Annotated in this window: 16 protein-coding genes; 5 read left to right on the top strand and 11 right to left on the bottom strand. The window is 46.4% G+C overall.

The window, feature by feature from the left end; translation table 11 throughout:
* Window positions 1-254: 254 nt before the first annotated feature.
* The 3 genes from U6B65_01360 to U6B65_01350 form a co-directional block, all read right to left on the bottom strand.
* Window positions 255-593 carry a hypothetical protein gene (locus U6B65_01360; GenBank protein ID WRS27806.1) on the bottom strand — a complete coding sequence of 113 codons (339 nt, stop codon included), beginning with the start codon at window positions 591-593 and terminating at the stop codon, window positions 255-257.
* Between the two features lie 129 nt (window positions 594-722).
* Window positions 723-1,571 carry a helix-turn-helix domain-containing protein gene (locus U6B65_01355; GenBank protein ID WRS27805.1) on the bottom strand — a complete coding sequence of 283 codons (849 nt, stop codon included), beginning with the start codon at window positions 1,569-1,571 and terminating at the stop codon, window positions 723-725.
* Between the two features lie 496 nt (window positions 1,572-2,067).
* On the bottom strand, window positions 2,068-3,171 hold the full coding sequence (locus U6B65_01350; protein WRS27804.1) for an endospore germination permease: 1,104 nt from the start codon (window positions 3,169-3,171) through the stop codon (window positions 2,068-2,070).
* A 95-nt stretch (window positions 3,172-3,266) separates the two neighbouring features.
* Here U6B65_01350 and U6B65_01345 point away from each other — a divergent pair, with 95 nt between their 5' ends.
* Entirely contained in the window at window positions 3,267-4,679 is a 1,413-nt protein-coding gene (locus U6B65_01345; protein ID WRS27803.1) for a spore germination protein, read from the top strand.
* Window positions 4,680-5,930 (top strand): Ger(x)C family spore germination protein, encoded by a 1,251-nt coding sequence (locus U6B65_01340; protein ID WRS27802.1) that lies wholly within the window; start codon window positions 4,680-4,682, stop codon window positions 5,928-5,930.
* Window positions 5,931-6,104: 174 nt separating this feature from the next.
* Here the strand turns inward: U6B65_01340 and U6B65_01335 are convergent, their stop codons facing one another.
* Window positions 6,105-6,893 (bottom strand): hypothetical protein, encoded by a 789-nt coding sequence (locus U6B65_01335; protein ID WRS27801.1) that lies wholly within the window; start codon window positions 6,891-6,893, stop codon window positions 6,105-6,107.
* A 1,013-nt stretch (window positions 6,894-7,906) separates the two neighbouring features.
* On the opposite strand from U6B65_01335, the gene chbG reads away from it, so the two are divergent.
* Complete coding sequence (chbG, locus tag U6B65_01330) at window positions 7,907-8,692, top strand: chitin disaccharide deacetylase (GenBank protein WRS27800.1); 786 nt, start codon at window positions 7,907-7,909, stop codon at window positions 8,690-8,692.
* A 74-nt stretch (window positions 8,693-8,766) separates the two neighbouring features.
* On the opposite strand, the gene U6B65_01325 is transcribed toward chbG, so the two are convergent.
* Window positions 8,767-10,386 (bottom strand): mannitol dehydrogenase family protein, encoded by a 1,620-nt coding sequence (locus tag U6B65_01325; protein WRS27799.1) that lies wholly within the window; start codon window positions 10,384-10,386, stop codon window positions 8,767-8,769.
* A gap of 332 nt (window positions 10,387-10,718) precedes the next feature.
* Here U6B65_01325 and U6B65_01320 point away from each other — a divergent pair, with 332 nt between their 5' ends.
* Both U6B65_01320 and U6B65_01315 read left to right on the top strand, forming a co-directional pair.
* Window positions 10,719-11,159 carry a cell wall hydrolase gene (locus U6B65_01320; protein ID WRS27798.1) on the top strand — a complete coding sequence of 147 codons (441 nt, stop codon included), beginning with the start codon at window positions 10,719-10,721 and terminating at the stop codon, window positions 11,157-11,159.
* A 21-nt stretch (window positions 11,160-11,180) separates the two neighbouring features.
* Complete coding sequence (locus U6B65_01315; protein WRS27797.1) at window positions 11,181-11,711, top strand: hypothetical protein; 531 nt, start codon at window positions 11,181-11,183, stop codon at window positions 11,709-11,711.
* A 117-nt stretch (window positions 11,712-11,828) separates the two neighbouring features.
* Here the strand turns inward: U6B65_01315 and U6B65_01310 are convergent, their stop codons facing one another.
* From U6B65_01310 to U6B65_01285, 6 genes are all read right to left on the bottom strand, one after another.
* Window positions 11,829-12,896 carry a branched-chain amino acid aminotransferase gene (locus U6B65_01310; GenBank protein ID WRS27796.1) on the bottom strand — a complete coding sequence of 356 codons (1,068 nt, stop codon included), beginning with the start codon at window positions 12,894-12,896 and terminating at the stop codon, window positions 11,829-11,831.
* Window positions 12,897-13,243: 347 nt separating this feature from the next.
* Window positions 13,244-15,871, bottom strand: a complete 2,628-nt coding sequence (locus tag U6B65_01305) for a flagellin (GenBank protein ID WRS27795.1) — start codon at window positions 15,869-15,871, stop codon at window positions 13,244-13,246.
* Window positions 15,872-16,062: 191 nt separating this feature from the next.
* Window positions 16,063-16,290 carry a hypothetical protein gene (locus tag U6B65_01300; protein WRS27794.1) on the bottom strand — a complete coding sequence of 76 codons (228 nt, stop codon included), beginning with the start codon at window positions 16,288-16,290 and terminating at the stop codon, window positions 16,063-16,065.
* Window positions 16,287-17,459: an endospore germination permease gene (locus tag U6B65_01295; GenBank protein ID WRS27793.1), complete on the bottom strand. Its 1,173-nt coding sequence runs from the start codon at window positions 17,457-17,459 to the stop codon at window positions 16,287-16,289. Before U6B65_01295 ends, U6B65_01300 begins: the two co-directional genes overlap by 4 nt.
* Window positions 17,456-18,700, bottom strand: coding sequence for a Ger(x)C family spore germination protein (locus U6B65_01290; protein ID WRS27792.1), 1,245 nt, complete (start codon window positions 18,698-18,700; stop codon window positions 17,456-17,458). Before U6B65_01290 ends, U6B65_01295 begins: the two co-directional genes overlap by 4 nt.
* Complete coding sequence (locus U6B65_01285; GenBank protein WRS27791.1) at window positions 18,697-20,322, bottom strand: spore germination protein; 1,626 nt, start codon at window positions 20,320-20,322, stop codon at window positions 18,697-18,699. The genes U6B65_01290 and U6B65_01285 overlap by 4 nt, the downstream gene beginning before the upstream one ends.
* Between the last annotated feature and the right edge of the window lie 124 nt (window positions 20,323-20,446).

Below are 20,446 nucleotides of genomic sequence, written 5' to 3'. Positions count from 1 at the left end.
AAATGACATTTTATTTAATATGTGTTGAAATTTTTATCTATTTACGTCCTAATAAATACAAAAAATACTATCAGTATGCTTCTCAAAGTTCCAAAGCAGCCAATAATTCGATATCCGATATACATGAACGTATGCCGGTGGTGCTACGAGCTGACGAGAAAGTTGAGTGGCTATCCGAAAATGCAGACTTTGATAAAATTTTTGACAGGCAAAACATTCAGCTCAAACGTATACCTGCATAAAAAAGCCCCGCATTATTGCGGGGCTTTGCAATCTTCTGGGTCCTTGTCATCTCGCAGCCCTTTAAAGGCCGGTTGCCGCAAACCACCAGAAGGGGTATATTCCATAAAGCGCACTGTGCAAACCAGCTTCGGCTTCAACCATTCAGAACCTTCAAAATCAGGAAATTCAGAGTAATGTTTTTGTTTTGCTGATTTGGATGCCTTCGTCATCTTCTTGTAGTCTTGGCGGGATACTCCCATGACCACATGTCCACGATAAACCAATCTGTCACCTTTATAACTGCCTAAAATGACACTGATTAGATTTTCTGCCTTTTCGTAGTAGCCGCATACTACAAAGTCGTCGTCCAATAGTGTTTTGCACTTTATCCAGTCTTTTGTACGCTTTCCAAAGTAATATTTGCTGTCTTTGCGCTTGGCAACATTCCCCTCAAAACCTTGTGGCTCCAGCGCATTGTATTCATAGCCGTCCGAAGCGGCTCAAGGGATATAGTTATACTTAGGGTAATAAGCATTTTTTCTTTCTCTTGTATAGCCCTTGTATGGGTCTAGTGCATGCTCGGCAAGAATTAGAGTACCCGACAATAAAAAAGTGGCCAATGCATTTTTGCTCGAACAGAAATAGAAAAGCGCCAGCAGCAATCCCTTGACAAAATCCAGCACTGGGTGTATTGTTTTCTCATAACATTTTGTTACATAGACAGATTGAAGAGACACGCCTGCACAGCGTGTTTTTTCTTTGCCCTTTTTGAGGTGCAGGAGGAGAGCAGCTGAAACCTTGGCACGGACCTTGTACTGATTATGGCCATAGGCATTGTTTTTCTTGATGACAGTTCTCTTCTTGATAAGTCCCAGTTCCACCAGCTCGCTGATCTGTGTGATAACCGTCTGCATGGTTGCTCCGATAAAGTCCCGTATATTTCTTAGACTGGGAAATGCCTTTCCTTTTAGATCGGAGCATTTCAGGAGATATGCATAGAGCTTAAACCCAAACGCTGTTACAGGGGTATTCAGGGCGCTTACAGGCACCTTTGTAAAGCCGCCGTACTGTCTGGATACAATGTAGCCATTGGCAAGCCTGTGGCCCTGATAATATTTCTTGGTTACCCGAATCAGACCCTTGGCCTCCAGCTGACCAACCTTATCCCGCAGGCTCCTCTCCGACATGCTGACAGCCGCTGCCAGCTTGGAAAAGTTTACATTGGCATAACCTGTTGAACTATTCATAAAGCGCAGAATGGCGCAGTATGCCCTGAATGCGCCTGGTTCTAGTCTCTGATCCCATACGCTGTGATATATTTTGATAAACGATGTGTGATTGTGGTCCATTTAGTTGCCCTCCAATATTTTAGTTGTAACCTCTGTGTGGCATCGATGCCAGGCGTTGGCCATGAAAAACAGGTTACAGTAGAACAGAAAAAAGGCGCTCTGATTTCTCAAGCGCCTTAAAAGTGTGTAACCGCCTGTGTCCCTCCGGCCGAAGCAGATCGGCGTGCTGAAGGAGTAAATAGCGGTTACATTTTCTTTATTATTTTTTCCAGTCTTGAGCCAGGTATATCCTTTTGTAACTTATGCTGTTTTATTTGAGCCTTACACTTGAGGAAATCTTTATATGACAGTAGATTGGTAGGCTTGTGCCATCGGCCATTGCGGTAAAAGCGCTGAAAAATCATATTGTCACCTCATAAAAAAGAACAGGCAGGGATGAACTGCACCCCAATTGTTAGACAGTTTGGTATACTGTCTAACAATTGGGGTGCGGTTCATAGGTTTATGAGGTGATTTTTACATGACTCTTGCAAGCCAGACAGCCCAACTACCAGCGTTAAGCCTGTGCCTGTGGTTGGGGATGGTTCTTAAGCCGAATGCGGTATAAAGTAAAAACAATTGTCGGAATTACAATGAAGTTGACTAAACTGATCCATGGTACATATTCCAAGAGATTGAAAAGACGAATTGAATTTTTGGTAACAAAATAAGAAAGCACCAGAACAACAATGGATATAGCATAGGTTAAAATATGCAGCATTTTCTTCTTGATATTGAAAAACTTTATGAGAATAAGAATACAGTTATAGGAGATCAGATATTTTAAGAACCAGCCGCACAGTATTTGGAGCATAACATAAAGCTCACCAAATTCCAGAATTTCAAAATAGCTGACCAAATGCGTTTGAATCAGCTTGGGGTAATAATAGGATGAGGCTGTTTCTGGGCTAAAGGTCATAAAAATGCCGGTGATGGATACAATCTGCATTTGAATAATAAAGATCAGCCCAATGATCACATATTTTGTCAGAGAAATCCGCTTGGTGGAAATATACTGCATATAGGGCAGCGTTATGGTCAAAAAGCCATATAAACCCAAGGATTTAAAAATGGAGAGAATAAAATCAACAGTGAGCCCATCATAAAATACAGGAAACAAATCCTGAAAGGTTTTCTGCTGTGTAGTGAGCATTCCAAGATGAATTCCTGCCACCATAATAAACGAAATCCCAATGATGGTAATGATCATAATGGCCACTAGGTCCTTACAGACAACATAGATAGCCGGAATGGCAAAAAACAATATAAAATACCACTCGGGTGTTTCAAGGAGGATGCTTTGATGCATGCTGTCTGCTTCAATGGCGGCAGATTCCACCAGTGTCATTAAAACGGTCAAAAAGAAAATCGCCAATAAAAAAACAGCGGCCTTTTTCCCCACTGCTTTTTGGTAAACATCCAGAAAATTATTCTCCGGCACCAAATTCATGGTTTTGGCTGCAAAAAGGAAATAAAGAAAAATCAGTATTGAAGATATAATAACAGCAACCCAGCTATCCCGCCCAGCCCCCCCAATAAAAACGATGGGATAGGTCTTTAAGGATACAATACCGGTTGCCATCATCAAAAATATAAAATGCTTAGGTGTAAATCTATCCATTTGTATCCTTTCTTCCAAAAATGCCAAGGGCATTTACCATTTTATTATAAGTATAATATAGTGCAATTGGCAGAAAAATATACAGAGGTGATATAATGGTGGAAAATAATGGTTCAGCCCTTTGTCTCGAACAGCTCAAAAAAGAGCTGGAGTATATCTATGATGTTCAATACCGTGAGCTGCTTTGCCGCTCTGTTAGGGTTACTTTAGTTTATGTCCAGTCCATGTGTGATTCCAGGCAGATATCAGAATTTATCATCCGCCCCCTCTATAACAAGCTCAACCGCCTGCATTCCCTCAGAACCATTGCCGGGAGTATTATTCAAGCCGGCATGGTGGTGGAAACACGGGATCTGGATACTGCAATTTCTTCTGTGCTAAGCGGGCAGGTACTGGTTGTGTTTCATAATCACGAGGCAATCTTGACCTGTGATATGAAAAAATACGAGAGGCGCTCTGTGGAAATTCCACAGACAGAAACGGTTATCAAAGGGCCTCGTGAAGGCTTTTCAGAAGATATCAACATCAACATCTCAGAAATCCGCCGGAGAATCAAAAGCCCACTCTTAAAAATGGAGCGTTACTCTCTGGGCGAGCAGAGCAAAACAGAAGCTGTTTTAGTTTATATAAAAGGTACAACCCCCGATAAGCTGATCGCCTATGCCAGAGAAAAAATCAATCTGATCCGAGAAGATTATGTGTTCTATCCCACCAGATTAGAGAATGCCTTAAAATGTAAGACTACCTCTTTTGATACCATTGGCTATACCGAGAAACCGGATGTGGCTTCCTCAAAACTGGTGGAGGGCCGCATTTTAATATTATTGGACGGGAATCCATTTGTGATAACCGCCCCTAATTTTTTTATTGAGGCTTTTCAAACAACAGATGATTACACCCTCAACCCCGTTATGGCAAATATGGGCAGGCTTTTTCGGTGGATTTCTTTTTTTATGGCTCTTTTTGTGCCCGGCCTTTATCTGGCGCTGGTTACTTATCATTTTAAGCTGGTGCCGAATATTTTTCTCTACCGGCTGGCCCTCTTCCGTGCCGGTGTGCCGGTTCCCACTGTTATTGAGCTGCTTTATATGGTGCTGTTTTTTCAAATTATCCGTGAAGCCGGCGTTCGATTGCCTCAGCCCATTGGCCCTACCCTGAGCATAGTCGGCGCTCTGATTCTCGGGGATGCTGCTGTCACCTCCGGGCTTGCTTCGCAGATCACCGTTGTTGTGGTTGCCATCACTTCCATTGCATCTTATCTGATCCCTGTTATGCATGGATCGATCTTCCTATGGAGCCTGTGCATTGTATTGTTTTCTTCCATGCTGGGTTTGCCGGGTTTTTATATGGGCGGTGTGCTTTTCATTTCTCACTTGGCAGGGCTCACCAGCTGCGGTTACCCCTATTTGTACCCTTTTGGAACAGAAAAAACCTTTAAATATCAGGATATCTTTATTAAAGGAACAAAGGGCAAGCAGGCAGGGCCTCCTTTAAAGGAGGATCGATGAATGAAAAAAAGGGTTCTAATTTCAATAGCCCTGCTTATGTCTCTTTGTCTGATGGTCGGGTGCTTTAGCTACAAGGATATGAACCGGCTGCTGTTTTACACCATGGGTGTCATGGATAAAAAGGATGGAGAGTTCTATCTGTATGGTGAAGCCTTCAAAGCCTATAGAGGCGAAGGAGAAAAAGCAGGCAGGGAAAAGCGTATTGTTCTTTTTGGCAAAGGAGACAGCTTTATCGAGGCTGTCAAGGGTATTCGGAATGGTGTAAATCTCCCCTTGGAATATGCGGGCGCAAAAGCTTATGTAATGACCAAAGATATTGCGCGGGACGGCATAAAGGACTATCTGGATTGTTTTGACCGGGATCAGAAGGTATCCCTACGGATGTATTTAATTGTATTGGATGGGGATGCTGCGGAATTCATCAAGCGTGAAGAAACGGATGAGAAGTTTATGGGGCTGTATCTGTATGAGATGATGAATACCCAGAACAAGTCTCTGCATACCATTACCTGCCATGTATATGACTTTCTTTTGGATATGAATATAGGCAGCGGCGTAAATATTCTTCCCATTATCAAGCTGGTGACTGTGGAAGAACAGGCAGGCCTGGACCAATCTTCCCAGGAATCCAGTGAAGATCAGGGCCAACAGCAATCGCAGGATTCCGGCCAAAAAAGCAGTAAAGGCTCAAAGAAAAGCGATAGTTCCAAAGAGCAAGACTCCGGCGATCCGATTTTTGAGCCCTATGTCATTATTGACGGAGCGGCAATCTTTCTTGATGACAAGATGGTGGCAGAGCTGACACAGGAAGAGCTGGATATTTATCACCTCCTTTTTCGAAAAGCCTCTACCGGTGTGATCGTCGCCTCCAATCCGCAGGTTCCTGATAAAACGATAGGGCTTGTGCTCTTAAACAATAAATACTCTTACCGTGTTGTGCAGGAAGGTGACCTGTTTAAATATAAAATCAAGGTAACACTTCGTGTGGCATTGGAAGAGGCACAAGACTATCTCAACCCCGACGATGAAGTGATCCGCCTGATGGAAGAAAGTGTTGAAAAAAAGATTTCCCTCTCCGCGCAAAAGATGTTTACCAGAATGCAGCAAGAGAATGTGGATCTTTTCAATATAAAGCGTCAATTGGATATGGCCAAAATCCAGCACGGAGAGGATTATCTCCAAAAAACAGTGTTTGAAATAGAACCAAACGTGATTATGGATAGTATTGGGACATTAAAAGCAGGTTATTAGCGTTAATCTCTCAAGCGCCGGTATCTTGTCTAATCTTTATGCTTTTCATGAAGTGCAATTTTAGAGCCATATTCAGCGGCTCTGCACGCAAACAAGGCACATCGATATCCTAATGATATCGATGTGCCTTGTTAAAATCATATTAAATAGTCATCAATGTGGATTGCTGTCAGGCTATTTGCTGCGCAGAGCCCCATCAGAAACAACTAGATTGCCGCCCGCTGTTGTGTTGAAGTGAAGATAGCCGTTGGAATCCAGCCATGCGCCGGTATTTTCCAGCTGGACACATTGGCCGGTGGTTGAATTAAAGGTATAGAAATACATGGATTCGGCTTTAACACTTGCCAGCTTGTTTTTAACCGCCACTTCCACAGTCTGCCCAAAGTCTTCTCTCTGGCCAAGGCAGATCACCATCGCCCAGTTGTCGTACTTTTTGGTAAAGGCATCCTTGACGCCATCTGCCTGCAAAGAATTGGTAGTGGCCCGCAAATTGAGCGCTTTGACTGAAAGTGCAGGTGACAGGTTCAGCCGCACATCCACCGCTTTTTTATCCTTAGTCAGAGTATCCGCCTGTATCACCAAAGGGGTCTCCCCTGCCAACCGGGTCATGGCTGAAAGTGCATCCTGACTGATTGCCCCGGCATTCACCAGTTGGGCATATGCCGTATCCTTGCCTTCTTTGCGGGCTGTATCGCCAGCTTCTTTGGCTTTGAGGGTGGCCAGCTCATAGGTGACCGCCTCGGATACGATTTCATCCTCGCCTATGTAGTGAATACCATTGGCCGGCCGGGAATAATCATTATCCTGTTTTTCATAAGCAGGAAGGGAAAACACTTCCCGGCTGGGCCATTTTTCCATTTCTTCGTCGTAATCTTTTGGCTGATACTCTGCATTTACCGCCATAAAGGTAGCAAATAAAAGCGCCGCACAGCTCAAAGGCAAAAGCTTAAAGAATTTTTTCATAGCAGCCTCCATATTTCACAACCCGCATTGGGCCTTGAATTTTATTAGCAGATGAATTATTATAACACAAAACATGAGCGGCGCAAGCCGAACAGGCAGCGAAGCGGCCTGCTTCTGCTCTCGGCAGAAGGTTTTGATGTTTCAATGTTCTCGGGCCCCACTCAAAATCTTTGATTTTGCTAGTGGGTGAGGTTATTATAACACAAAACATAAGCGGCGCAAGCCGAACAGGCAGCGAAGCGGCCTGCTTCTGCTCTCGGCAGAAGGTTTTGATGTTTCAATGTTCTCGGGCCCCACTCAAAATCTTTGATTTTGCTAGTGGGTGAGGTTATTATAACACAAAACATAAGCGGCGCAAGCCGAACAGGCAGCGAAGCGGCCTGCTTCTGCTCTCGGCAGAAGGTTTTGATGTTTCAATGTTCTCGGGCCCCACTCAAAATCTTTGATTTTGCTAGTGGGTGAGGTTATTATAACACAAAACATAAGCGGCGCAAGCCGAACAGGCAGCGAAGCGGCCTGCTTCTGCTCTCGGCAGAAGGTTTTGATGTTTCAATGTTCTCGGGCCCCACTCAAAATCTTTGATTTTGCTAGTGGGTGAGGTTATTATAACACAAAACATAAGCGGCGCAAGCCGAACAGGCAGCGAAGCGGCCTGCTTCTGCTCTCGGCAGAAGGTTTTGATGTTTCAATGTTCTCGGGCCCCACTCAAAATCTTTGATTTTGCTAGTGGGTGAGGTTATTATAACACAAAAAAAGAAGCAGAGACAGGTCTTGGAACGCTCTTCTCTAAATGTTTACGAAATCGTAACTTTCCAATCATATTCACGCTGTGCCTCGCCCTGCCAGTGAGCAATTCTCTTGCTTATATAAAAGAAAAAGCATATAATACTTGTATCTGTTATTATAGCTAATTAACTCGAAAAGCTTTTAAGTTAGATGGCTATATATGGAAATCGGGCAAGCTGCCCAATCCATTGGGCATACCTTAAATCAATCAAGGAGAGTCATTTTACATGAAGAAATCCGCCGACACTCAAGCCATAAAAATCATCTTCAATGCGGATGATTTTGGAATTTGCCGTGCAGTTAACTACGGTATCTTAGATGCCTTCCGTCTTGGTGTGGTGCGCAGCACCTCCCTTATGGCCACAGGGGATGCCTATGAACATGCAGTGGAAATTGCCCAGAGCTTCGCTGATTTAGATATAGGGGTTCACCTTTCTCTGACACACGGGCAGCCCATAACTGCAAGGGTTTCTTCTATGCTCAATGCACAGGGGCAGTTTATCTCTCTCGCCCAATTTAATGAAATCAAGGGTAAGCTGGATATTGCCGCCATAGAAGAAGAATTCACGGCGCAAATCGAAAAAATTCTGGCCAGCGGCTTAAAGCCAACCCATCTGGACAGCCACCATCACATTCACATGATGGCATCCCTGTTCCCACTGGCTCTTAAACTGGCCAAAAAATACAAGCTTGCTATCCGCCTGCGCAGCCGCAGCCAGCTTCCACAGGAATACAGCGACTTAGTCTCCCCTGAATTGTTGATGGAAGAATTCTACGGTGACCAGCTCACCGAAGACCAGCTGGCGGAAATACTGTATATTCACGAAGGTAAAACCTCTTCACTGGAAATTATGTGCCATCCGGGATACTTGGATACTTTCCTGAATACTCACAGCTCTTATTCCAGCCAGCGCATCAACGAGCTGAATATATTAACCGACCCTAAGCTCCGGCAGGTTATTGAGACCTTTGGCGCCGAGCTGATCAGTTACGCCCAGCTGACTGCCCAGTAACTTTTCATATCCGGCCGAATATTTAAAGAGCCAGCTCCTCCCAAAGGAAGAGCTGGCTCTTTTATTTTGCTGGTTTACAGATATTTTTCGATGGTTGCACGGACAGCGCCTTTACCGGCCAGCATCTGTGCAAAATAATCCTCGATTTTTTCGCCCAGCCCAACGCTGTAAAGATCAATGCCCATGACCTGCACATTGGAAAGAATGGGAGCAAGTGCATCATGAACAGGCTGTTCAGCACCCTTACCGGCAGTAATCCCCTTCAGATAAGCCTGAAGGCTTTCCAGCATAGGATCGGGGCTGAGGGTCATAGGCTCCAGATTGTCGTCCACAGCCAACAGATAGCGGCACCAACCGGCAATGGCCAAAGGAATATACACCAAATCAGCGGGATTGAGCTCTGCCCGGGCGTTATAGGCCTTGATGGTCTCGCCAAAGCGGATGGCAACCTTCTGAGAAGTATCGGTAGCAATACGCTGGGGTGTGTCAGGAATATTAGGGTTGGGGAAGCGGATATTCATGACCTCATCGATAAAGGTTTTGGGATCAATAATACCGGGATTGACTACAACCGGCAAGCCCTCCTGATAGCCGACCTTCTGGATGAGGCCACGCAGTGCATCGTCCTTCAGCTCATCGGCAATCAGCGTGTAGCCAAGCAGACAGCCCAAAACAGCCAAGCAAGTGTGCAGGGGATTCAGGCAGGTGCAAACCTTCATCTTTTCCACTTTATCGACAGTCTCCCGATTGGTGAAGTAGACACCCACTTCCTCCAAAGCCGGCCGGCCGTTGGGGAACTTATCTTCAATCACAAGATACTGAGCCTGCTCTGCGTTTACAAAGGGCGCAATATGAGTATTTTTGCTGGTTTTAACCACATCCATAGCTGCAATGCCATCTGCCTCCAGCAGCTCTCTGACCCGCACAGCCGGGCTGGGGGTGATCTTATCGATCATGGAAAGCGGGAAGCTGATCTTGGCCTCATCCCCAATATAAGCGAGGAAGCCCTGATCGGCAAAGCCGCCCTCTACCCATTTTTCGGCAATGGTGGTAATGGAAGCACGTAGCTTATCGCCATTGTGAGAGCAGTTATCCATGCTCACCATGGCCACAGGCAGAGCACCGTTTTTATAGCGCTCCAACAGCAGTGCACAGGCTCTGGCCATAGCGTGCCGGGGAGCCTTGGGGCCTTCGCTAATATCCTGCACCACAATATCCATCAGCTCGCCTGATATTTTTTGCAGGCTGTAGCCCTTTTCGGTAATGGTAAAGCTGACCATTTGGAGAGAAGGCTTCTTAAAGATTTCCACCAACCGGTTCCAGTCAGCACCTCTGGCAGGATCAGCTACTAAGCCCTCACTCAGGCTGGAAACCACTCGTTTATCGAAGGAGCCATCCCCCTTCATGACCACCAACAGGGTCAGGTTGTCATAGGGAGCGTAAATGCGCTCGATAATTTCCTCATCATAGGATTCAGCAGCAATAATGCCAGTATCAGCCTTACCCTGATTCAGCATGCTGTGCTGGAGATCCGCCACATAGCCTCTAAATATATTTCCTGCCCCCAAATGGAGCCACCGTGGATTTTCGGTGGTTTTTTTTACCATATCGGATACGCAATAACCGGGAAGCGCAATGCCCTTTTCCTCCCAGCCTTTTTTCTCTTGAATGCCTTCGTGTGTTAGCTTCAGCATAGAGACGACCCCTTTCTTTTATACTCAATCTGGAGTGTAGTCTGTCCAGCAAACATTATGCTTTGATTATAACATTTTCAACTGGCGAATGTCCACGCCTATTCCAATATTATTTTTGTCCCGCATTCAATGGAAAAGTATTTTTTCACTCAAAAAACACGTTTCCTTATAAAAACAGACTCGATTGTTTTTACTTTTAACACCAAATCAGGCCAAAGCCTAAAAACTGCCCTCCTGCTTGGCGGGTGAAGCCTGACACACAGCCCTCAAAATTTCATAAACTAATACTGTGTACTGCAACATCATTTTTTGGAAAGAGGTGATGGGCTCTTATGTCATATAGCGCCCGAGAGCTTTTAGCGCGGATCATAAAATGCGAAGCTGGCGGAGAAGGCGATAATGGGATGCGGGCAGTCGCTACCGTCATTATGAACCGTGTCAATGCAAGCACCGGCGAATACCAGCGTGTAGGGCAGGGTGATTTACGCCAGATTATTTACCAAACAGGGCAGTTCGACTGCGTGCGGGATGTAGTTGGGGGCAGGCCCAACATGCAGACCATCTACAATTCCAACCCGGAACCGATTCATTATGAAATCGCCGATTGGGCTCTGGGAGGCGGATTGCTCAATGCAGCAGGCACCAGCCTGTGGTATTTCAACCCATATGGTGAATGCAGGGAATATTTCCCTCCCAACCGTTCGGGGGCCTTTCACACTCGAATTAACCTGCACTGCTTCTATCGCCCCACTGAACTGTATCATCAAACATAATGCCATAAAAGGAGAATCTACATGAACAGCTATACCAGCATTCCCGCAATTCAGCCCATACAGCAGAATTGCCCCGCCGGGACAAACTGCTCCGAAGGCTACAACCAATACCCCGCCTATAACCAATACCCAACCTATAACCAAATCACACCCTTCACCCCCAGCACAGCAACCACAGCTGCTCCCTCCTATGTGGCGGGAACTCAAACCCAACTCCAATCCACAATTCCTTCCACCATTGCCCCTTCTACCCTCACCCCCGCCCCCATGCCGGTCAGTCTCCCTGTCTATGACAATATGCCCGAAACCCTGACCCAGAGTATTTATATTCCCGGCTTTCTGCGGACTAAAATCGGCAGTTTGATGCGTGTGGAATTTCTCATCGGGAATAATATTACCGACCGTGTAGGCATTCTCACCGATGTTGGTGCCAGCTTTATTGTTTTGCGCGCGCTGGATGGCGGCAGCTCCATGGTCTGCGACCTGTTCTCCATCAAGTTTGTAACCCTGCTGGAAAGCAGCACCGAAAGAGCACTCTTGGGCGCTTTTTAATCCGTTCTCCCCTCTCGGCTTAAAACAGCGAAGCCAGCCTCCCCACTGAGAGACTGGCTTTGGCCCATTGCTATGCTGTTGTATGCTATCCCAGCCGCTTAAGGGACAAGCAAGCTTTTATTTCACTTCGTAAATCCAGCCGAATTTATCCTCACGCTTGCAGAGCTGAATGCCCACCAGCTCATCATAAAAGCGCTGAGAAAGTGCACCAATTTTGCCATCGCTGAGCTTCATGCTCACATCGCCCCAGTTAAGCTCTCCAATGGGAGAGATAACAGCGGCAGTTCCGGTTCCAAAAGCTTCGTCCAGCTTACCAGCCTTATAGGCATCAACAAGCTCGGTAATGGCAATTTTACGCTCTGTGACCTTCAGGCCCCATGACTTTGCCAGTTCAATAATGGATTTGCGGGTAATGCCCGGCAGAATACCACCGGTCAGGCTGGAAGTAATCAGCTCACCATCCACCACAAAAAACACATTCATGGCACCCACTTCGTCCACATATTTGCGCTCGGCGCCATCCAGCCACAAAACCTGAGAATAGCCCTTCTTTCCGGCCTCAACCTGCCCTTTCAACGAAGCGGCATAGTTGCCGGCACATTTGATGTGGCCGGTTCCGCCGGGAACAGCACGGACATACTGGGTTTCCACATTGATTCTGACCGGGGCCAAGCCCTCTTTGTAATAGGGGCCGACAGGGGAAAGAATAATGATAAACAGATAAGTATCAGAGGGATGTACCCCCAAGAAAGCATCAGTGGAAATAATAAAAGGGCGAATATACAGAGAGGTTCCGGGTGCGGTGGGAATCCAAGCCTCTTCAACCTTCAGCAGCTCACACAAGCCGTGGAGAGCATCCTCCTCGTTAATCTGGGGGATACACAGGCGGTCGTTGCTCACATTCAGGCGCTTCATATTCTCCTGCGGGCGGAACAATACAGTGCGGTTATCCTCTGTTTTATAAGCCTTCATACCCTCGAAAACCAACTGGCCATAATGGAGGGAGGTGGTGGCAGGGTCCAGCTGCAACGGCGCATAGGGTACTACTCGGGCATCAAACCAGCCCTTTTCCGAGCTGTAATTCATCAGAAACATGTGGTCGGTAAAAACATGCCCAAAGCTCAAAGCACTCTGATCCGCCGGTTTGGCCTTAGGCGTTTTGGTGAGTTCGATACGAACCTCCATACTAACACTTCCTTACTGTAAATTGTTTATGAGCCGAAGGGCTAAGAGAATAGGACTCCCAAGCCCATTCATTCTAAGATGGACACAAATAAATATTAAAAATCAGTATAGCACTATCACATTTTTTTTGCAAATCCCGACAGCGCCAGATTGCAAAAAATATTTTTCCTTCAAGAAACCCTCCAGCCACAAATACGCATTTTTCAAAGCAAAGGCAGCCGCCTATCAAGCAAATATATTCTCATTTCTGAAGGGCGCCGCTGCATAAAGCAAGAGGTACAGCCCATTGGGCCATACCTCTTCTTGAAAATGATACAGCAAAATAAGGAAGACATACAAGCGCCAACTCACCGGAGCAATTGCAGTATACCGCCGGGCAGCTGGCTGGCCTGTGAAAGCATCGCCTGAGCAGCCTGCGAAATGATGTTGTTTTTCACAAAGGTCATCATCTCGCTGGCCATATCCAAATCACGAATGGCGGATTCGGCGGCTGTGATGTTCTCCTGTGTGGTGCCATTGTAATTCAGGGTATGCTCCAGCCTATTGGCCACAGCACCCAGCTGTGCCCGCTCAGTGGAAACAATATTGATGGCGTTATCCAATATGGATATTGCACCGGCTGCTTTTTCGTGGGAAGTAACATCCAGCCCGTATCCATCCGGCTCCACATTCAAGGCCGAACTGTAGTTATCCGTACCCAGCTGTTGGCTGATGCCCTGATACGCCCCACTGTTGGCATGATCTGCCGCCTTAATTAAAAGGCCCAGATCATAAGCATCCAGACGGGGAATGCCGATATACAGACCATCCCCCTGGTTTGCACCCGTTTGAATCCAGAGCGCTTTGGTCAGATCGGGTATAGCCGGATGGGTCACACCATCCTGATAAACATTGAGCCCCGGAGTTCCAAATCCCAGCTTTTGAAATACACTCTGCATATATATATTGCTTTCGGTTGTACTGGGAATAACGTCTAAGCTGATGTTGCTGACAGTATACTCCGCACCTGCACCGGCGCTCGTAATAACGAGAGAGTTCCCAGCCTCGTTGGTACCAAGAATATACTTGGGTGAAAAATTAGCGGAATTCTGCGTGATAAAGTCGTTAATTCCGTTATAATCCCCCGGCTTAATATTAATAAAGGTTTGGTCGCCGGAATCATCGGTTATGGTTATTCTATTTGACCAATTTTGCCCGCTCACACCAAAGGAGGTTTTGGAAAACATGGGCTTATCTGATTCTTTTTCGGTAATCCCAATGCTGAATTCCCGTTCAGCGGCTCGGACAGCCAAATACCCATTGCTGTCTATATATGCCTGGGCAACCGGAAAGGCCGCATTGTAGGTGGAGTTTGTAAACTTTGGTGCCGGCACCGGAGCGGTAGCATTCAGCCGCTGGTTAATATAGTCTATCATCGCCTGCGTATTAGCAAAATCCATTGTCCCAAAATCAACAGTCACAGACGGAGCAGGCGAAACACCGGGAACATTTCCAATAGAAATGGTCAGCGTGCCGATTTCTTCCGACACAGCTGCGGTATATGCGCTGGTTATAACAGGAGAAGAGGCATAGGCGCTGTGATTTGCCGTAGCAGGGTTATAGATAAAAGCACTGCGGTAAGGAGGATTGCTTGAATAATCAGAATTGACAGAGGTGCTGCCGGTAAAGCTTACATATGCAAATCCATCACGGTCTATAGACACACTGGGAATTACGCTGCTGCTGTTGAAGTAATCCGAATTGTTGTTGGCAGGGTTATTCAAATAGGCTCGAACATCTGAAAGGTTGGTTGCTCCTGAAAGGTTCCCGGATTTAGAAAAGCTTTGGGTCGAGCCAGGTACGCTTTGCCAGGTCAAAGGGTTGGTGGATGTGCGTTTTTCTATTGCGAATGAAAAGCTTGTGCTGGCAGGCAGCAAACTCCATAAAAGGGTGCTGTTCAAAACCTGGCTGGAGTTGAAAACGCCCGGTGCAGATTGCAGCGCAGCCACCTCAGCAGCTGTCAATGCTCTGGATGTTTTGGCACCGATTGTTGCGTTGTAGCTTTGATAAGGGCTAGCACCGAACAAGGAAGAGTTCACAAACCTTGTTCCTGAAGGAAGTCCCAGTGTGGCTGTATTGTTTATGCCAATGATAATCTTTGTCTGATTCCCGCCCAAGCTTGTGGTTTTCATCTGAATATCACCGGATGCCGTGATTGAAAAATCTGCAAGGCCTTGAAACTGATCCTGAAAGAAAGCCTCAAACTGATCCAATGAGAAATCCCCATCCGCATTTTCTGTGCCAAAATCCAGAACAGCATTCACAGTTCCATGCTCAGGAGTCTGAACCTGTATGGCAAACACACCCTCCAATGGGAAGTTGGGCGGTGGGCCGTTGAGGCTATTTAAATAACTGCTTGTATAGGAGGAGCTGTTTATTTCCGCATTGGTTCCAGAAGCAACGTGCAGACGGCCTTCAAAGGCTTCCCCCGCCTTAATCACTGCTGGGTCCTTGGGTGTAATGGTAGCAGACTCCTTGATTCCATAAGAATATCCATAATCGCCGTGTACAGAACCATCAAGGAGCTGTTTTTGGTTGAAATTCAAGGAGGTGGAAACATCTTGTATAGCAGAGGTGAGCTCAGAGACTTCCGCTTGAATGGCCTGCCGATCCGCTTCGTCATAGGTGCCGTTTGCAGCCTGAACAGCCAGCTCCCGCATCCTTTGCATCATACTGGTCACTTCGGAAAGAGCTCCATCCGCGGTTTTAAGCAGTTCAGCAGCGTGCTGGGTATTTTTCGCGCCCATGTCAAGCCCACGAATTTGCGTGCGCATTTTCTCAGAAATGGCAAGACCGGCCGCATTATCGGCAGCACGGTTAATCCGGCTGCCGGAGGCAAGCTTCTCCAAATTCTTTGCTATATCCCGATTCACCGCCTGGCCGACACGCGAGGCAGTTGCTGCGGGTTTATTCAGTCGAATATTCATTGTTGTCATTCCAGCCTTCCACTTATCACTGGTTATCTAACAATATCATTCGGCTACAGCCATCTAATCTTTAAGCACCTTATATACGTTGCTCCAATTGCGCCAAAAATCGAAACACCTCTTTCTATCAAAAAAGCTTTGGAACAGGATAGTGGATCCATATACCCAAGCTTTTTTATTGGCTTAAGAGGGGTTTGCCTTTAATTCGGGTGGAAACTCCAGCCCAACACGTCCCGATAAAACGCCTGAATCACCTTGATGGTGCTTGGCAGCCTAATATCCATAGCAACAATCATCCCCAGTGTAAGAACCAACAGAAAGAGAATTGAATAGACAACAAGGTCACGCCACCGCTTACCGGCAACCATATGCGGTATATCCATAGCACCGATACCGGCAAAAGCCAAGAGCACCAGCAATATATTCACGCTTTTACCTCCCGGGCTTTGCCAAAGCTTCGCAGCCAAGCCGTCAGCAAAGTAGCGGCGGGCAGCAAAAATTCAAAAGTCAGCGAAAAGAAAGGTGCTGTGGTTGCACCCCAATCCATGTTTTCCATCACAGATTGAAAGATAATAAGGGAATAGAAAAAGACCAGCGCTGCGCAAAGAAACAGGAGGGGCGGCCGGTTTCTTTCGCATTGAAGCTGACCCCCTTCATATATTCTGCTCTCGACGCCGATGCTGACAGGAACACTGTCTTTGGGGCTTAATAGCTGCGTGAGCCCTAAAGTAAAGGAATAAAGCAAAATGCTGATTTTAAACAGAAACAGTTGGATCAATACCACTGCATAAACGCTTTCCATTCTGGTGAGAATACCTGCAAGGCTGATATACCGCACCGATTCAAAAGAAGGCAGCGATACAATGGCAACCAAGGGCCCCAAGGTTACAATATCACGCAAAATAACAAGTGCCATAGAAAGGGCTGAAAGAATCAATCCCACCAGAATGGGTTTGGATGCTTTAGAACCCTTGCCCAACATCGGTATAAACATCAGGAAAACCACAACCTCTCCCATAGGAAGGGAACCTACGGATACTGTACCATGCACATATTTCATAGGCTCCAACTGGAAAATCGGTTTTAAAAATCCGGGCTCAATATCTTTAAGAACCAGTATGGAGTTCATTATAATGGAGGCAATGGCAATGATGGCCACAAAAGCCGATAAGTGCATGATATTGCGGATTCCTTTGCGAATTGCATAAACACATCCAATCAAAGAAATCATTAGAATCGCTATAAGCGGTGTTTCAGGCATGATGAAATCCACAACAAAGTTGCCCAAATCACGCATATTCAGTGCCGCCAGTGTCACGAAAAAAAACAGATAAAGCGCAGAAGCTATTTTCCCTAAAACAGGGCCAAACGCAATATCATCAATCTCGAAGAGGTTTTTTCCGGGGAATTTTTTTATCAGTCCCGCATAAACACCTAAAATCGGCAGCATAAACAGAAACCCGGTAATGGCCATAGCCCAAGAATCCTGCCGTGTGATGTTAATAATATACCCCGAACGCAACACAGTGCCCTGCATAAAGCAAAAAACACTAAGTGCCAAATCAAGTGGGGATATACTGCTGCTATTTGTCTTCACTTCGCACCTCCGGGAACGATCGGTTTAATCAAACCACTGGTGGAACGCAATTCAACCTTGATCTGGGTATTCAGCTGAATCTTAGGAAATTCTTCTTCCCAGCTGTCTTTTATTTGCTTCCATTCCTTGGGATATTCACGATGGATGGCATCTCCAAAAGAAAAGACATCGGCTGAAAGTTCTCTTGCTTTGGCAAGTGCGCTGTCAATATCCGAGAGAATAAATTCTTTCATCTTTCCTTTAAGCATTTCAACATTTTCAGGTGTCGACATATCCTGGTAGGTTTCGTTGCTTTGAAGGACCCCATCTACATCGACGACAAGCTCCATGTGAATACTGCCATCTGCTGCCTTCACAGGTTTCAGCCTGCTTTTAGAATACTGGATTTCTAAAACAACCTGCCCCCACTCTGTTTCCACCGTCACGGCACCGGCCACTGCCTTGTCGGTGATCCGCAAAAGGCCCCGCGTTTCCGCCGTGTTGAGCTCTCCGATCATTTTTCCCTGCTTAAAAACCGCTGTGCCCTGCATTCTGGCGTATTTCTTCCCCTCGGATTCATACAGCTCCACCATAGAAACCACAGGAGCGGTTGATTCGCTCAAGGTAGCGATCGCAAAATCCCGCAAAGTCATAATCACTGTTTCTGAGTTGGATTTTTGATTTTCCATCATACCGGAAATATGAATAGCCGGTACCTTTTCAAGCTCCACATCCTCGTTTAATATCTCCGATGCCGTATCCCTTGCAATCAGCATGTTAACATTCATGCGGCCTTCATAGTCACGTGTGAAAGAATCCAGACCCTCTCCAATATTCTGCTTTGCAAGGTCTTGGCTAAAAATCAAAACATCGTTATGCGCAAAATACAGCCTTCGGTTCTGCATATGCGTGATCCCCCGAGCCGCTGAAAGAATGCTTTTATCTGTATAGCTGATGTTTACAAAAGCTTTTTCTCCAGAGTGGCCCTGTGCGGATGAGCCGGCCCCCAACTCTCCCGGCTTCACCACTTGTGCAGTCAGTTTTAAGGAATCCGGCTCATCGCCCACATCCAATGCCACGCCGGTTACAATCGCCAGCGAGTTGAGTTCACGCTGACTCCAGCAGGAACACAGCAGCAGAATAAGCGATACACACAGCAAAAGCACAGCAACACGGCGTGCTTTTTTTGCGCATGGGCGGATAAGGGAAGCTGCTAACTGCCCGAAAGTCTTCTCTGCCGCCTGAACAATTTGTTTCATCATGGTTTTTTACTCCGGTCATCCTTATTCGGGGTGAAGTCATAGAGGGATTGGGTGCCGCGTCGCTTGGAATCCTGCGGATTAAGTGCCTGCGGACGAATGCTCATGGTCCACAAAGGTGCCCGCACTGCAGTATCCTTCATACCAGCCATCTGTATGGGAGCAAACGGCGCAAGATAGGGGGCGCCAAAGGACCGCAGGGAAGTAAGGTGTACAATGATGATAAAAACGCCTACAGTAATGCCAAAGCTTCCCATAATGGTTGACATCAGCAGCAGAAACCATGAGAGTATAGTAAGGGCATCCGATATAAAAGGCACCGCAAAGCTCGACACAGCCGTCATGGCCACAACAATCACAACCGGAGCCCCCACAATACCAGCCTGCACAGCGGCTTCACCCATGACAAGGGCACCCACAATGCTGATCGTCTGCCCGATTGGGCGAGGCAGCCGAATACCGGCTTCTCTCAAAATTCCAAAGATCGTCATCATAACCCCCATCTCCACTGCAACCGGAAAAGGAGTTGACTCGCTGGCGGCAGCCATGGAAAAAAGAAAGGTGGTGGGAATAAGCTCCTGATGATAAGCAGAAAGCGCTACATATATAGCAGGTGCAAACAGGCAGATAAAAAAAGCAACCATGCGCAGCAAACGCATGATGGTTGCATAATAGCTGCGTGCGATATAATCCTCTGCGCTTTGAAAGTTTTCTATAAACAGCATGGGCATTGTCATCACAAAGGGGGCACCATCCACCACAACCGCAACCCGGCCCTCCAAAATTTTGCCTGCAACGGCATCTGGTTTTTCGCTGCACCAAATGGTGGGAAACACCGAAAACGGTGAATCTTCGATATATTGCTCCACATAGCCGGCGGCCAGTATCGCATCGGTATCAATCTTTTTGAGTCTCCGCTCAACCTCACGAACCAAATCCGGATCGACTATGCCTTCTACATAAAGGATGTTGATCTGCGTGTGAGTGCGCTTTCCGATTACAGCAGAGCGAACTTTCAGTGCCGGATCCTTAATTTTTCTGCGGATCATAGAGGTATTGGTTCGCAGATTTTCAGTAAAGCCTTCCCGGGGGCCGCGGATTGCTGTTTCGCTGGTGGGCTCAGTGACCGCCCTTTTTTCCCACCCTTTTGCACCGATATCCAAGGCTTTGCGGAACCCTTCGGCCAAGAAAACTGCATTGCCTGACAAGCAGGAATTAATTACATCGTCGTAGGTATAGACTGTTTTCACTTCGCCAACAGCCATCAGTCTATTCCGTATTTGATCCATATGCGAAACATCTTCCGATTCCTCCGTGGCGAAAATGCGGCTGTCGTACATCAGCGGCTTGATGATATCATTGTTTATCAAAGGGAGATTCGCGAGCCCATCCAGAAAAACCAGACCCGCCTTAATCTCTCCATTTTGAGTATTTCCAAAGGTAAATTCACGGATAACAAGATCTGCACTTTCATCAAATTTCGCCTTGATTGTATCCAGATTCTTCTGAAGGCTGGACGAAAGGATAGAAAGGCTGTTTTCTTTGCTTTCGGCTGTTTCGGCTGTTTTATTTTTCTGTTTTTGCTGTTCTTTCAGCCGCCAGAACAGCTTGTCAAAAAAGCGCACTGAATCACCCCTTTCGTTTAATTGGGCATTTTATATTCTCTTGGACATTCTCTCAAACCAGAACAACCCCATTTTCCGTATTAAAAACTTCCACCTATAGAATTATTATGATCTTAGTTGATTA

The sequence above is a fragment of the Oscillospiraceae bacterium MB08-C2-2 genome, assembly GCA_035621215.1.
Taxonomy (GTDB): Bacteria; Bacillota; Clostridia; order Oscillospirales; family Ruminococcaceae; genus WRAV01.
The sequence above is the reverse complement of the archived record's forward strand: the minus strand, read 5'-3'. Positions and strand labels throughout refer to the sequence as shown.

Coding starts and splice junctions, on each gene's coding strand:
- U6B65_01355 (WRS27805.1), bottom strand. CDS start 1,571: ATGGACCACAATCACACATCGTTTATCAAAATATATCACAGCGTATGG.
- U6B65_01350 (WRS27804.1), bottom strand. CDS start 3,171: ATGGATAGATTTACACCTAAGCATTTTATATTTTTGATGATGGCAACC.
- U6B65_01345 (WRS27803.1), top strand. CDS start 3,267: ATGGTGGAAAATAATGGTTCAGCCCTTTGTCTCGAACAGCTCAAAAAA.
- U6B65_01340 (WRS27802.1), top strand. CDS start 4,680: ATGAAAAAAAGGGTTCTAATTTCAATAGCCCTGCTTATGTCTCTTTGT.
- U6B65_01335 (WRS27801.1), bottom strand. CDS start 6,893: ATGAAAAAATTCTTTAAGCTTTTGCCTTTGAGCTGTGCGGCGCTTTTA.
- chbG (WRS27800.1), top strand. CDS start 7,907: ATGAAGAAATCCGCCGACACTCAAGCCATAAAAATCATCTTCAATGCG.
- U6B65_01325 (WRS27799.1), bottom strand. CDS start 10,386: ATGCTGAAGCTAACACACGAAGGCATTCAAGAGAAAAAAGGCTGGGAG.
- U6B65_01320 (WRS27798.1), top strand. CDS start 10,719: ATGTCATATAGCGCCCGAGAGCTTTTAGCGCGGATCATAAAATGCGAA.
- U6B65_01315 (WRS27797.1), top strand. CDS start 11,181: ATGAACAGCTATACCAGCATTCCCGCAATTCAGCCCATACAGCAGAAT.
- U6B65_01310 (WRS27796.1), bottom strand. CDS start 12,896: ATGGAGGTTCGTATCGAACTCACCAAAACGCCTAAGGCCAAACCGGCG.
- U6B65_01305 (WRS27795.1), bottom strand. CDS start 15,871: ATGACAACAATGAATATTCGACTGAATAAACCCGCAGCAACTGCCTCG.
- U6B65_01290 (WRS27792.1), bottom strand. CDS start 18,700: ATGATGAAACAAATTGTTCAGGCGGCAGAGAAGACTTTCGGGCAGTTA.